Below are 14,707 nucleotides of genomic sequence, written 5' to 3' on the forward strand. Positions count from 1 at the left end.
TACCTGGATGTTGAAAAACACTAGAAAAGCTGTAATTTTTGCAATAGTATCGATTTGATTATCTATCTTTTTACGCCGGATTCTGTACTATGCCGCCTTGACCTCGAACGCGCGCAGACCGTCAGGCATAAAAATCAACGACAACGAAGGAGACCATGAAATGAATGAATTCCAGCCTAGCGCCATAGGCAACGCAGTCCGGCTTTAATGGATTTTTAGTGGGAAACAGAAACTATTGATCGCATATCTGCTTACCGGCAGAGAACTGCGATGTCATCGGAGATGACGCTGTTTTGTGATCAGGATAAGCAATCTTGACCGCAGACAGAAAATAACCACTTGCTCAAAAGGCATAAAAAAATGATCCGTAAAATGTCGAATTTCGTCCAGCTCAAACATCTGTTCGTAGCGCCCATGCTGGCGCTCGCCGCCGTCGCCGGCAGCGCCGAAGCCAACCCGGCCGATCCAACCAAAGTGATAAGAACCGCATTCGAAGCCGCAGACGATGGCTTCGACATGGCGCGCACCCAGAATTTCTATTCCGGCTGGGTCAGCGAAGTCATCTTCGAACCCCTGGTCACCTATGATTACCTTGCGCGTCCGGCCAAGCTGGTGCCCAAGACGGTGGAAGCGATGCCGGAAATCAGCGAGGATGGCAAGACCTATACCTTCCACATCAAGAAGGGTATTTATTTCTCCCCCGACCCGGCTTTCAAAGGGGTACGCAGGGAATTGACCGCCGAAGACTACATTTACACGTTCAAGCGCGTGCTTGATCCGAAAAACCGCTCGCCGTCCGCCAATTTCCTGGCGGGCAAGATTGCAGGCCTCGACGAGCTGGCTGCACAAGCTCAAAAAACCGGCCATTTCAACTATGAAGCGCCGCTAGCCGGCTTGCAGGCGCCAGACCGCTACACCCTCAAGGTCGTCCTCAACGCCAAGGACTACAACTTCCTGAATGTGGTCGCTTACAGCGCCTTTGGCGCCATGGCGCACGAGGTGGTCGATGCCTATGGCCAGCAAACCGGCCAGCACCCGGTGGGAACCGGCGCCTACATGATGGAGCAGTATGTCCCGCGCAGCAAAATCGTCCTGGTCGCCAACCCTGAGTTCCGCGGGTATACCTGGGACTTCAAGCCCTCTGCCGACGCCATCGACAAGCAGGTGATCAAGGATATGCAAGGCAAGAAAATGCCGCAGATCGGCAGGGTCGAAGTCAGCATCATCGAAGAAAACCAGTCGCGCTGGCTGGCGTTCCAGGGCAAGCAGATCGATTTCGACAAGATGCCCGATACCGCGGCGCTCAGCGTGCTGGACGGCGACAAACTCAAGCCCGCCTATGCTGAACAAGGCATCCAGCTGCAACGCGTAGTCGACACCGGGATTACTTACACTGTCCTGAACATGAAAGACCCCGTCATAGGCGGCTACAGCAACGAAAAAATTGCATTGCGGCGTGCCATAGCGATGGCATACAACAACAGGGAAGAAGCCTCTTTATTGCGCAATGGCCAGGCCATGAAACTGGAAATGATCATTGCGCCAGGCGTCGGCGGCTATGATCCGGCGTACCGGACCAGCATCGATTACGATCCCGTGCTGGCCAATAAACTGCTCGATCATTTCGGCTACAAGCGCGGCGCCGACGGCTATCGCACCATGCCCGACGGTTCCCCGCTGCTGCTCAAATATACCTCCAACCAGGGCGGGATCGGCCAGGAAATGTCCGAACTCTGGAAACGCGGACTGGACCTGGTCGGCATCAAGACCAAATTCATCGTCAGCAATTTTGCCGACAACCTGAAAGCAGCGACCTCATGCGAACTGATGATGTGGGGCGCTGCCTGGATGGCCGACTATCCGGAAGCCGAGAATTTCCTGCAATTGCTGTACGGGCCCAACTCCGGCCACGGCAACCACGGCTGCTACCAGTCACCCACTTTCGACTCTCTCTACGTCAAGGCCATGGCCCTGCCGCTCGGCGCCGAACGCAACCAGATCTATCTGCAGATGAACCGGCAGTTCGAGGCGGACACAGCCTGGGTCCTGAACACGACCCGTATCCGCAGCTGGTTGGTGCGGCCATGGGTCAAGGGTTTCAAGAAACACCCGATCCTGCACGCTGAGTGGCCGTACATCGATGTCGAAAAACACTAACTCATCACCTATTCGGTAACAGACAATCCAGCTGCGGCAAACATCGCCTGCCGCAGCTCCAATTTATTTAGCTAGAGACATTTAGAAGGAGACACATGGTATGAACTCGCTTTGGTTACGCGGGATATTGGTTGCGTGTTTGGCGTGCGCCCTGCCGATGAAGGCATCGGTGGCGGCGCCAACTTCACCGGCTGATCCCGACAAGGTATTGCGCTTCGTCTTCGTGGCGCCGGAAACCGGTTTCGATCCGGCCGTGACGCGCGACCTCTATTCGCAACTGGTGAACCAGTCGGTATTTGAAACGCTGTTCGCCTACGAATACCTGGCGCGCCCGGCCAGGCTGATGCCTTCGGCAGCGGCAGCCCTGCCGGAAGTCAGCGCGGACGGCATGACCTATACCATCCATCTGAAAAAAGGCGTTTATTTCGCCGATGATCCGGTGTTCAACGGCAAGAAGCGCGAATTGACCATGGCCGATTTCGTCTATTCGTGGAAACGCCTGTTCGATCCGCAGCTGGCCTCGCCGCAAACCTGGCTGCTGGAAGGCAAGGTAGTCGGCCTCGACGATCTGGCCACGCAAGCCAAGAAAACCGGCCATTTCGATTACGACGCCAATGTGCCCGGTTTCGAACTGCTGGATCGCTATACCCTGCGCATTCACCTGAAACAACCCGACTTCAACCTTGGCATGATCCTGGCGCACCAGCCGACCAGCGCCGTGGCGCGTGAAGTGATCGAAAAGTACCGTGATGCCCAGGGCACTGTGATGGGACATCCGGTCGGTACCGGCCCTTACATCCTGAGCCAATGGATACGCGGCTCGCGCATGGTGTTGACCGCCAACCCGGACTACCGTGGCTACACATGGGATTTCCAGCCTAGCACCGACCCTGGCGATGCCGCCATCGTGGCCAAGATGAAAGGCAAGCGCATGCCGCAGATCGGCCGCGTTGAAATCAGCGTCATGGTGGAAGACCAGTCGCGCCTGCTGGCGTTCGAAGGCGACGAAGTCGACATCACCGAATTGCAAGGCCCGCTGGCGCCGCAAGTCATGGCCGGCGGCAAGCTGAAACCGGAGTTCGTCAAACGCGGCGTGCAGCTGTCGCGTATCGTTGACCCTGAAATCAGCTACTTCTACTGGAACATGAAGGACCCGGTACTGGGCGGCCTGAGCAAGGAAAAGATCGCACTCCGACGCGCCATCGCCATGGCGCACAACGTGCGCGAAGAAATCAAGGTAGTCTGGAACGACGAAGCAATCCCGCTGGAATACCCGATCCCGCCAGGCGTGGTCGGCCACGACCCTAATTACAAGAGCAGCATCCAATACGAACCGGACGTCGCCAATGCCCTGCTCGACAAGTTCGGCTACAAGATTGGCAGCGATGGCTACCGCACCCTGCCGGACGGCAAACCGCTGACGGTACGCTATTCCGCTCGCGCTGACTCGAACGGTCAGCAACAGTCGGAAATGTGGAAAAAGACCTATGACACCATCCACATCCGCATGGTCGGCGACCTGAAAACTTTCCCTGACCTGCTCAAGGCAGAAAAAGAGTGCCAGCTGCAAACCCGCACTGCGCCATGGATCGCCGACTATCCTGACGGCGACAATTTCATGCAGCTGTTTTATGGACCGAATATCGGCCAGAACAACAATGGCTGCACCAAGATCCCTGAATTCGACACGCTCTACGCTGCCTCGCAAAAGCTGCCGGACGGTCCCGAACGCGATCTGCTGTACCACAAGATGGCGCGCATCCTGGAAGTCTATTCACCATCGCGCGCCGGTTATGCGCGTTACCGCAACATGATTGCGCAGCCACGGGTGATCGGCTACAAGAAGCACCCGGTGATGCCTACCGAATGGATGTACTACGACATCGAGAAAACAAAATAAACCCGACAGACGGCGGCACGCCGTCCGCCCTTTTCCCTATAACTTTACTCAATCCATATTTGAGGAAATGCATGAAACCATCATCATTTTTCTTGCCGGTTGCTACGACCTCAGTTGCAATACTGATCACGTTGACGCTGAACCAGGCAGCCGCCCAAGGCGCGCAACGCCCGTTGATTCCCTTGCTGAAAGCGGACGACATCCCTACCCTGTGCGACAGCACGCTGACCACCTTGCGCAAGCGCGTGTCGGTACTGGAAAAACTGCCGCCGGCGCACGCCAAGGACAGCAAGAAAGTACTCACCGAATGGAACGACCTGCAGATCGCCTTCGAAGACTTGCAAGGCCCGGTCGACATCCTCAACAATGTTTCGCCTGACGCCAAGGTCCGCAGCACCACCGAAGCCTGCCTGATCGACCTCAACAAGCTGTCGACCGAACTGTTCCAGAACGAAAAACTGTACGCGCGCTTCAAAGCCATCCAGCCGGCCGATCCGGTCGAGAAAAAGCTGCGCCAGGATATCCTCTACAGCTTCGACGATACCGGCGTCTCGCTGGCGCCGGAAAAGCGGGCGCGCATGAAAGCCATCCTCGACAAGCTCAACGAACTGAGCCAGGAATTCGCCCGCAACATCCGCGACAATAACCAGAAACTGACATTCACCCCGGCTGAAGTGCAGGGCATGTCGGAAGCCTACCTGGCGCGCGCCAAGCGCGACGACAAGGGCAATTACCTGCTCGGCTTCGATTACCCCGATTACAAGCCCTTCATGGAATCGGCCGACAACAGCGATGCGCGCCGCCGCTACCAGATCGCGTTCGCCAACCACGGCACGCCGAAGAACCTGCCGATCCTGAAAGAGGCAATGGACCTGCGCCACGAAATGGCGACCTTGTTCGACCTGCCTAGCTACGCCGACCTGGTCACCCGCCGCCGCATGGTCAAGAATCCGCAGACCGTGGACAAATTCCTGACCGAAGTACAAACCGCGGTCACCCAGCTGGAAATCAAGGAAATCGAAGAACTGCGCGTGTTCAAGTCCGAAACGCTGAAGACGCCGCTGGCCGAGACCAAGCTGGAACGCTGGGATTCCGAATACTGGCAGCAGAAAATCAAGCAGTCGCGCTACAAGGTGGACCAGGAAGCCTTGCGTAAATATTTCCCGACCGATGCCGCCGTGCCCTGGATCCTGAGCGTTTCCAGCACCTTGTACGGCGTCGAGTTCAAGCGCGTCGAAGTGCCGGTATGGCATCCTGATGTGCAGTACTACGATGTCATCGACAGCAGCAGCAAAAAGCGTATTGCCGGCATCTACCTCGACCTGTTCCCGCGCGAAGGCAAATACGGCCACGCGGCAGCCTGGGCTACGCGCGGCGTCAGCACCCTGGCCCACCGCACGCCGGTGTCCACCCTGGTCACCAACTTCGACCGCAACGGCTTGAACAGCGACGAGCTGGAAACCCTGGTGCACGAATTCGGCCACGTCTTGCATGGCGTGCTGTCAAACACCAAGTACGTCACCCAGGCCGGCACCAACGTCGAGCTGGATTTTGTCGAAGCGCCATCGCAGATGTACGAAGAATGGGCGCGCCGCAAGGAATCGCTGACGCTGCTGGCCGGCTTCTGCAAGAGCCCCTGCCCAACCATCGACGACGCCCTGCTGCAGCGCCTGACCGCAGCCCACAACTATGGCCGCGGCATACGCTATGCCCGCCAGTTGCTGTACGCGGGTTATGACATGGCTATCCACAACGACAAGGCTGACCAGGAACAGCCCCTCGCCGTCTGGCAAAAGATGGAAGGCGCAACACCGCTCGGTTATGTGCCAGGCACCGAATTCCCAGGCCAGTTCGGCCACCTGATGGGCGGCTACGCAGCCGGCTACTACGGTTACATGTGGTCGGAAGTGCTGGCGCTGGACATGCTGTCGCGCTATAACGACAAATTGATGAACCCGGAAGTCGGCCACCTGTACCGCCAGACCATCCTGTCGCGCGGCGCCGAAAAGCCGGCTGGCGAAATGGTCAGCAGCTTCCTCGGGCGCGAGCCTAACAGCAAGGCATTCTTTGCCGAAATTTCAGGCCAGCGCCTGCACTGAGGAGAATATCCATGACCGCTTATATCCTGCGCCGCCTCTGGCAAATGCTGCCGACCATGCTCGGCGTTATCGTCCTGGTGTTTTTCCTGTTCAACTGGGTCGGCGGCGACCCGGCCTATATCCTGGCCGGGAAGATGTCGAACCCGCAACAGATCGCCAACATCCGCACCCAGCTGGGCATCGACCAGCCTTACTACATCCAGCTGTGGATCTTCATCAAGCAGATCGTCACCTTCAACTTCGGCAATAGCTGGAGCACCGGTGAATCGGTCGCCAACGTCATCATGACCCGCCTCGGGCCGTCCATGACCGTGCTGATCCCGCTGACTATCCTGGAAACCCTGATCGCCGTCGCGCTGGCGCTGGCCGTGGCCTTCGTGCGCGGCTCCAAGGTCGACCGCATGGTGATGGTGGCTTGCACCGTCGGCATGTCGATCAGCATCCTGGTCTACATCATCCTGTTCCAGTACTGGTTCGCCTACAAGCTGAGCCTGTTCCCGGTGCAAGGCTGGGGCAACAGCTTCTGGGAAAATCTGTTCCACTACTCGGCGCTGCCGATCCTGATCATGCTGGCGGTGAGTATCGCCCCCAGCCTGCGCCTGTACCGTACCTTTGTGCTGGATGAAGTCAACCAGGATTACGTCCGCACCGCGCGCGCCAAGGGCGTCAAGGAACGCCGCATCCTGTGGGTGCACGTCTTGCGCAACGCCGCGATCCCCATCATCACCAATGTCATGTCGAACCTGCCGGCGCTGCTGATCGGCGCCTTCCTGATCGAGCGCTTCTTCTCGATTCCAGGCATCGGCCGCGAGGTAATCCTGGCAGTTGAGCGCAGTGATTTCCCGGTGATCAAGGCGATCACGATCTATGTCGCCGCCGCCACCATGATATTCAACCTGTTGACTGACTTGCTGTACCAGGCCGTCGACCCACGCGTTCAACTGAAGTAGGAGCCGCCATGACTCAAAGTATAAATTCGGCCCCTGCCCAAGCGGCGCCTGAAACAACAGCAGCAACCGTAGCCCTCAATAGCGCTGCCAGCGCCGCCCATTCGCCAGGCCTGTGGGCCCTGGCCTGGCGGCGCTTGCGCGCCGACCATGTCGCCATGGCGGCGATGGCGGTGGTCGGCCTGTACCTGGCGATGCTGGCGCTGTCAGCCAGCGGCCTGATCGCCAGCGACTGGTCCAAGGAAGTCGGCGTCAACTATGCACCACCTACATTCATGGGTGCGCAAACCGACGCCGAGCGCGGCTTCAGCGACAACGATGCGGTAGTCGAAGCGCCGCCGCCGGAAAATCCGGTAGACCCGCTGCGCGACATCCTGCGTGATCTGCGCAAAAGCAATACCGCCGCACCTCCGCCGCCGGTAGTCGCCAACGACTACGGCATTGCCGATCCGCTGGCGAGCGAAATGGCGGAAATACGCGCCGAGCTGGCCAAAAAAGGCACCAGCGCGACCCTGATCCGCAAACCGACCCTGCCGTTCGGCGCCGACAAATGGGGCCACGACATCATCAAGAAAACCATCAAGGGCGCGGAAACCTCGATCATCGTCGGCCTGGTGGCGGCGCTGCTGGCGGTTGCCCTCGGCACCATCTTCGGTGCGGTGTCCGGCTACTTCGGCGGCTGGGTCGATGACGCCTTCAACTGGTTCTACAGCATCTTCACCTCCATCCCCTACCTGCTGCTGATCCTGGCGGTGGCCGCGGTGCTGCAGCAAAAGGGCGTGATGGCGATCGTGCTGATCCTCGGCCTGACCGGCTGGACCGGCACCTACCGCCTGATCCGCGCCGAATACATGAAACACAAGTCGCGTGAATACGTGATGGCGGCAGACGCCATCGGCGCCAGCCACTGGAGCAAGATGTTCGGCCATATCTTCCCTAACGTCAGCCACGTGTCGCTGGTGCAGCTGTCGATCTCGGTGGTCGGCTTCATCAAGTCGGAAGTGATCTTGAGTTTCCTCGGTTTCGGCGTGCCGGTCGGCGTCGTGTCCTGGGGCAGCATGCTGAACGAAGCGCAAAACGAATTAATCCTTGGTAAATGGTGGCAGCTGGCGGCTGCAAGTATCGCCATGGCGATCCTGGTGACGGCGTTTTCGCTGTTCACCGATGCGCTGCGCGACGCCCTTGATCCGAAGCTGAAATAGGAGACATCATGCAATCGACCAACCATAGCAATCAAGACCATGCGCAAGACGCCGCACCATTGTTGCGCGTGCGCGACCTGCGTGTCAGCTTCCGTACCGACAAAAAAACCATGGTGGAAACCGTCAAAGGCATTTCCTTCGACATTCCGCACAACACCACCGTCGCCCTGGTGGGCGAATCGGGCAGCGGCAAATCGGTCAGTTCGCTGGCTGTGATGGGCCTGCTGCCGAAGGATAACTCCAGCATCGCCGCCACCAGCGTCATCGAGTTTGAAGGCCGCAACCTGCTGGCCATGTCGCCGGACGAGCGGCGCGACATGTGCGGCAAGGAAATCTCGATGATTTTCCAGGAGCCGATGACCTCGCTCAACCCGGTGTTCACCGTCGGCTTCCAGATCGCGGAAGTGCTGCAGCTGCATATGGGCATGAACGCCAAGCAGGCGCGCGCCCGGGCTATCGCCTTGCTGGAAGAAGTCGGGATTCCGTCGCCGGCGACCAAGATCGACGCCTACCCGAGCCAGATGTCGGGCGGCCAGCAGCAGCGCGTGATGATCGCCATGGCGATCGCCTGCGAACCGAAGCTGCTGATCGCCGATGAACCGACTACTGCGCTCGACGTCACGATCCAGAAGCAGATCATCGACCTGATCGAAGCCCTGCGCAAACGCCACAAGATGTCGGTACTGTTCATCACCCATGACCTGGCGCTGGTCGGCGAAATCGCTGACCAAGTGATCGTCATGCGTCACGGCGAAGTGCGCGAAAAAGGCGACGTGCGGCAAATCTTCGAAACGCCGCAGGACCCTTACACCAAGGCCCTGCTGATGTGCCGCCCTTCGCTCGACACCCGCCCATGGCGCTTGCCGGTGATCAGCGATTTTATGAACAACAGCGTGAACGGCAACAACGGCGCCGACCTCGACCTGCGCGAACGCAGCCGTGGCTGCAGCGGCCAGGAAGATACCCTGCTGGAAGTGCGCAACCTGGGCAAGAGCTTTTATTTCCGCGAGGGCCTGTTCGGCCGCAAGGAATTCAAGGCGGTGCAAGACGTCTCGTTCAAGCTGGCGCGCGGCAAGACGCTGGGCGTGGTGGGTGAATCAGGTTCCGGCAAGACCACCGTCGGCCTGACCCTGATGCGCCTGCACCAGGCCACATCCGGACAAGCGCTGTTCGAAGGCAAGGACATTATCGGCATGTCCAACAGCGAGTTCATGTCTTACAAGCGGCGCATCCAGATCATTTTCCAGAATCCGTACGCCTCGCTCAATCCGCGTTTCACCATCGGCCAGATCCTGCTGGAACCGATGCGCATCCACCAGATCGGCAGCGACGACAACGAGCGCACCGAGATGGCGATGCAGCTGCTGCAAAAGGTGGGCCTGCCGCCAGTCGCCTATCATCGTTATCCGCATGAATTCTCCGGCGGCCAGCGGCAGCGGATTGCGATTGCACGTTGCCTGACCATGCGCCCGGAAATCCTGGTGTGCGATGAATCGGTCTCGGCGCTGGATGTATCAGTGCAAGCCCAGGTGTTGAATCTGCTGCAAGACTTGCAGGAAGAGTTCGGCATGAGCTACATCTTCATCTCGCATGATCTGTCGGTAGTCAAATACCTGGCCGACCAGGTGATGGTGATGCACCAGGGTAAAGTGGTGGAGCTGGCCAATTCGGATGAGCTGTACCACAATCCGACCCATCCTTACACCCGCCAGTTGCTGAGCGCGATTCCACGCGGTTTGCAAAACTAAAAAACGGGCAGCTGCGGCAGGCCGCTGCCTGCATGTCAGCAACGGGGTACAGCGCGAGCTGTACCCCGTTCTCGTTTACGCCACGGATTGACGTACCGGTTATTTCGTTATAGCTTGCCTGCACTAACGATAAATACAGGCGCCGCCGTCAATGAACAGGATAAAACTGAAGACCGAAACCATCGTGCTGGCAGCCGACCTGGTCGGCACCCTGGTGTTTGCAATCGAAGGCGCAATGAGCGCGATGCGCGGCGGTCTCGACCTGCTCGGGGTGATGGTAATTTCCTTTGTTGCAGCGCTTGGGGGCGGCGTGATACGCGATCTGCTGATAGGCGCCGCGCCGCCGAACGCAATCCGCGACTGGCGCTATCCGGTGCTGACTTTCCTGGCCGGCTTGCTGACCTTTATTTTCCATTCGACAGTGCAAGGATTTCCTGCGACGCTGATCCTGGTGCTGGATGCCGCCGGCCTGGCCCTATTCGCCGTGGCGGGTGTAGAAAAAGCAATCATGTTCGGCATCCGGCCGTTCGTGGCCATGCTGATGGGTACTGTCACCGCGGTGGGCGGCGGCGTAATGCGCGATATCTTGCTGGCGCGCGTGCCGGCGGTGCTGCAGGTAGACATCTACGCCACCGCGGCTTTCGTTGGCGCTTTTTGCGTACTCGCCGCCCGTCGCCTCGGCATGACGCCAGGCCCTGCCGCCTTGCTGGGCGGGGTCGCCTGTTTCACCCTGCGTCTGCTGGCGATCTCATACGGCTGGCATCTGCCGAAAGCCGTGCTCTGACCAATATAGTCAGCTGCCCTGTTTGTTGTCGACCTTGCGCACCATCGTATCCGCCGCCCCCAGCAAGCGGCCTTCGCGCGAACGCAGTTCGATTTTCTGGATCGACTTGCCGCTGGCGCTCTCAACCATGCGGGAAAAAGCCTCGCCTTTGCCGAACAGGTATTTTTCGCCCCACTGGCGCAAGCCCACCAGTACCGTAAACAGCCCCTCGCCCTTGGCGCTCAGCAGGTATTCCTGATAGGACGTGCCGTCGGAAGCCGGCGCGACTTCCAGGATCCCCTCGGCGACCAGGGTCTGCAGGCGGTCGGCCAGGATATTGCGCGCCACTCCCAGGCTCTTCTGGAATTCGCCGAAGCGGCGCATGCCGTCGAACGCATCGCGGATGATCAGCAGCGACCAGCGGTCGCCGATCACATCCAGCGAACGGGCTACCGGACAGCTATCGCTTTTCAGGTTTTTTCTCTTGGCCATGCTCTTCCTCATTCCGGACATTGTTTCCAGTTGCATTTTAAAACTAGAAACCTTAAACTTCAATTGGTTTTAATTTGAAACCAGTTTTAAAAAAAGGACTCTTCTATGGGTAATCATGAAAACTATCGGGTCTCCGGCCGGCATGGCGGCCTGGAATTGAGCATGGCGGAAAGCGCCGCGCCCGGCCAGGTACTGGTCCTGCCTTCCCTCAGCAAGGGACTGGTGCTGCTGTTTGCAGCGGCCTGCGCCCTCAGTGTGGCCAACGTCTACTATGCACAACCCCTGCTGGATGCATTGGCAGCCGACTTCGGCTTCAGCCAGGCCGCAGTCGGCATCGTCATCAGCGCCACCCAGGCCGGCTGCGCGCTGGCGTTGCTGTTTGTGGTGCCGTTGGGCGACCTGATGAACCGGCGACGCCTGACCCTGACGCAGCTATTCCTGTTGTGCATCACACTGGTCGGCGTCGGCCTGGCGTCGTCTCCCGCCATCCTGCTGGCGGGCATGCTGGGCCTTGGCCTGCTTGGCACGGCCATGACGCAGGGACTGATTGCCTATGCCGCCAGCTCGGCGGCGCCGGCCGAACGCGGCCGGGTGGTCGGCGTGGCGCAGGGCGGCGTGGTGATCGGCCTGCTGCTGGCGCGCACCCTGGCCGGATGGATCACCGACCTGTCCGGCTGGCGCGCAGTCTATTTTGCATCGGCCGCCATGGCGCTGCTGATGCTACTGGTCTTGGTGCGCGTGCTGCCGGCGCAAGCGCCGCCGGCCAGGCGCCTCTCTTACCTGCAGCTGCTGGGCTCGATGTTCGCCATGCTGGCAAGCGATCGCGTACTGCAGATCCGCGGCTTGCTGGCGCTGCTGATGTTTGCGGCGTTCAGCATCTTCTGGAGCGCGCTGGTGTTGCCCTTGAGCGCGCCGCCCTATTCTTTCTCGCACAGCGTAATCGGAGCGTTCGGGCTGGTCGGCGTACTCGGCGCACTGGCGGCCGCCCGCGCCGGCCACTGGGCCGATCGTGGCCACGGCCAGCGCACCACCGGCCTGGCGCTGGCGCTGTTGCTGCTGTCATGGCTGGCGCTGGCGCAGATGAGCAGCAGCTTGTGGACGCTGGCGCTCGGCATCGTGCTGCTGGACCTGGGCGGACAAGCGATACACGTCACCAACCAGAGCATGATTTTCCAGAGCCGGTCCGAGGCGCACAGCCGGCTGGTCGCTTGTTACATGATTTTCTACGCGGCCGGCAGCGGCCTCGGCGCCATCGCCTCGACCAGCGCCTATGCCGCTGCCGGATGGAACGGCGTTTGCCTGCTGGGCGCGGCCGTCAGTTTGCTGGCCTTGCTGTTCTGGGCGTTGAGCTTGCGTTACATGCCGGCTCAGAAAGCAGTGGCGCATGGCGCAGCCTCGGACTAAGATTACCCATGACATCGCAAGAAAACCAGGCGGCCTATGCCAGGCGCATGCACAAAGTGATCGAGCATATCGACCGCCACATCGACCAGACGCTTGAACTGAGCACACTGGCCGAAGTCGCCCATTTTTCGGCGTTTCACTTTCACCGCCTGTTCTCGGCATGGATGGGCGAAACCCTCGGCGATTACCTGCGCCGGCGCAGGCTGGAAATGGCGGCGTTGCGGCTGATCGGCCAGCCCGGGGTGCCAGTCCTGGAAATCGCATTATCGGTGGGTTTCGGTTCGACCGAAGCGTTTGCCCGCGCATTCAAGACCCGCTTCGGCTGCACCGCCAGCGAATGGCGCCAGGGACAGGCGGATCGCTGGGCGCTACAGCTTGAAGCAAACCGCAACAGCAATCCTGGTCAGTTGCATCGCAAGCCCGATCAGGAAAACAGCCGCATTCCGGACCATCATGGAAACTCCCAAACAGACACTACGGAGATTCCCATGAAAGTCAAAATCATCCAGCGCCAGGCTGCCAAGATCGCTTACCTGCGCTACATCGGCCCCTACGGCCAGCCGATCTCGGAATTCTGGGGCGAGACCGTCTGCCCGTGGATGGAAACCAACGACCTGTTCGGCCGTCCCCGCTACGGCATCAGCCACGACGACCCGGGCATCACCAGCGCCGACAAATGCCGCTACGACGCCGGCGTCGAAGTGCCGGACGATTTTGTCGCCAGCGGCAAATCGTTCAGCACCACCGTTCCCGGCGGCAGCTACGCGGTGACCCGCTACGCCGGCACCGGCCGCGATATCGGCGAAACCTGGACCCGCCTGCTGCGCGACTGGCTGCCGGCCAGCGGCATGCAGCTCGACACCCGCCCGTTCTTCGAGTACTACCCGGTCGACGCCGGCTACGATGAAAAAACCGGCGTCTTCGAGTGCGACCTTTGCATCCCGGTGGTGCCGCTTTAATCCGGCTGCAGCGCCCGGCGCCAGGCGAGTGCGGCCGCCAGCGTCACCCCGGCCGAAACCCACAGCACCGTGTGCAAGCCAGCCAGGAACGGATGGGCCGCTGCAACCAGGGCGCCAAAGATCGCCACGCCCAGGGCGGCGCCGGTTTGCCGCGCTGAATTCAGCACGCCTGCCGCTACTCCGGCACGTTCCGGCTCGACGGCCGCCATCAATGCGGCGGTCGCCGCCGGCGTGATGAGGCCGGCAGCAAAGCCGATCGCCGGCATGGGCAAGGCCAGCAGCCAGTATGACGGCGCCGAGGTCGACACCAGCAAGCCGAGAAAGCCGATGGCGTAGCAGCCCAGCGCCGCTGTCACCAGGCGCCGCGCTCCGTGTTTTTTGACCAGGCGATTCGACGCCATGCTGCCGGCGGTCACCAGCGCCGTCAGCGGCAGGAAAGCAAGCCCGGCATGCAGCGGCGAATACGCCAGCGCTTGCTGGAAATACAAGCTGAGCACAAACACCAGGCCGTAAAAGGTCAAGGCCGAGGCCATCGAGACCAAGGCTGCGCCGGAAAAAGCGCCGATCCGGAAAAACGACAGCGGCAACATGGCTTGCGCGCGGCCGTTTTGCAGTTTCAGGAAGACACCGGCTGCCGTGATGCTCAATATGATTCCAGCCAGGACCGGCAAGCTGGCCCATCCCAGCACCGGCCCTTCGATCAGCACGGCGATCAACGCAGCAAGCGCCAGGATCGCCGCGCATTGCCCGCCAGGATCCAGCGGCCTGGCTTGCAGCAGTTTGCGATCGCCGCCGATGCGCCAGGTCAGCCATAAACCAAGCAGGCCGACCGGCAGGTTGGCCAAGAAGATGCTGCGCCAGTCAAACAGATGTATCAGGATGCCGCCGGCCAGCGGACCGGCAGCCATCGCCGCACCACCACAGCCGGCCCATATGCCGATCGCCGCCGCGCGTTCGCCCGCCTCGGGAAATGCCTGCTTGATCAGGGATAGTGAAGCCGGCAGCAGCAAAGCCGCGCCGCATCCCTGCAACACCC

11 protein-coding genes are annotated in these 14,707 nt (G+C 60.2%); 9 read left to right on the forward strand and 2 right to left on the reverse strand.

The window, feature by feature from the left end:
• Positions 1-414: 414 nt before the first annotated feature.
• The 7 genes from JWQ61_RS04445 (at position 415) to JWQ61_RS04475 (ending at position 10,837) form a co-directional block, all read left to right on the forward strand.
• A complete protein-coding gene (locus tag JWQ61_RS04445; RefSeq protein WP_369684879.1) occupies positions 415-2,157 on the forward strand; it encodes an ABC transporter substrate-binding protein in 1,743 nt (580 codons plus the stop codon).
• Positions 2,158-2,296: 139 nt separating this feature from the next.
• Entirely contained in the window at positions 2,297-4,057 is a 1,761-nt protein-coding gene (locus tag JWQ61_RS04450; RefSeq protein WP_369684878.1) for an ABC transporter substrate-binding protein, read from the forward strand.
• Positions 4,058-4,128: 71 nt separating this feature from the next.
• On the forward strand, positions 4,129-6,156 hold the full coding sequence (locus tag JWQ61_RS04455; protein ID WP_304359452.1) for a M3 family metallopeptidase: 2,028 nt from the start codon (positions 4,129-4,131) through the stop codon (positions 6,154-6,156).
• A gap of 11 nt (positions 6,157-6,167) precedes the next feature.
• Entirely contained in the window at positions 6,168-7,106 is a 939-nt protein-coding gene (locus JWQ61_RS04460; RefSeq protein ID WP_120234964.1) for an ABC transporter permease, read from the forward strand.
• 8 nt (positions 7,107-7,114) lie between these two features.
• A complete protein-coding gene (locus JWQ61_RS04465; RefSeq protein ID WP_304359453.1) occupies positions 7,115-8,305 on the forward strand; it encodes an ABC transporter permease in 1,191 nt (396 codons plus the stop codon).
• A gap of 8 nt (positions 8,306-8,313) precedes the next feature.
• The gene (locus JWQ61_RS04470) at positions 8,314-10,053 is read left to right on the forward strand and encodes an ABC transporter ATP-binding protein (RefSeq protein WP_304359454.1); all 1,740 of its coding nucleotides are present in this window, start codon (positions 8,314-8,316) and stop codon (positions 10,051-10,053) included.
• Between the two features lie 151 nt (positions 10,054-10,204).
• Positions 10,205-10,837 carry a trimeric intracellular cation channel family protein gene (locus JWQ61_RS04475; RefSeq protein ID WP_304359455.1) on the forward strand — a complete coding sequence of 211 codons (633 nt, stop codon included), beginning with the start codon at positions 10,205-10,207 and terminating at the stop codon, positions 10,835-10,837.
• A 9-nt stretch (positions 10,838-10,846) separates the two neighbouring features.
• On the opposite strand, the gene JWQ61_RS04480 is transcribed toward JWQ61_RS04475, so the two are convergent.
• Positions 10,847-11,308, reverse strand: a complete 462-nt coding sequence (locus JWQ61_RS04480) for a helix-turn-helix domain-containing protein (protein ID WP_304359456.1) — start codon at positions 11,306-11,308, stop codon at positions 10,847-10,849.
• Between the two features lie 192 nt (positions 11,309-11,500).
• Here JWQ61_RS04480 and JWQ61_RS04485 point away from each other — a divergent pair, with 192 nt between their 5' ends.
• Together JWQ61_RS04485 and JWQ61_RS04490 are read left to right on the forward strand one after the other, a co-directional pair.
• Positions 11,501-12,712, forward strand: a complete 1,212-nt coding sequence (locus tag JWQ61_RS04485; protein WP_304359460.1) for an MFS transporter — start codon at positions 11,501-11,503, stop codon at positions 12,710-12,712.
• A gap of 8 nt (positions 12,713-12,720) precedes the next feature.
• Complete coding sequence (locus JWQ61_RS04490) at positions 12,721-13,671, forward strand: GyrI-like domain-containing protein (RefSeq protein ID WP_304359457.1); 951 nt, start codon at positions 12,721-12,723, stop codon at positions 13,669-13,671.
• On the opposite strand, the gene JWQ61_RS04495 is transcribed toward JWQ61_RS04490, so the two are convergent.
• On the reverse strand, positions 13,668-14,707 hold a 1,040-nt coding region (locus JWQ61_RS04495), incomplete at its 5' end, for an MFS transporter (RefSeq protein WP_304359458.1). The two genes, JWQ61_RS04490 and JWQ61_RS04495, sit on opposite strands and share 4 nt — an antisense overlap.

It is taken from the genome of Collimonas fungivorans (assembly GCF_028292705.1).
In the GTDB taxonomy this organism is placed as follows: domain Bacteria; phylum Pseudomonadota; class Gammaproteobacteria; order Burkholderiales; family Burkholderiaceae_D; genus Collimonas; species Collimonas fungivorans_B.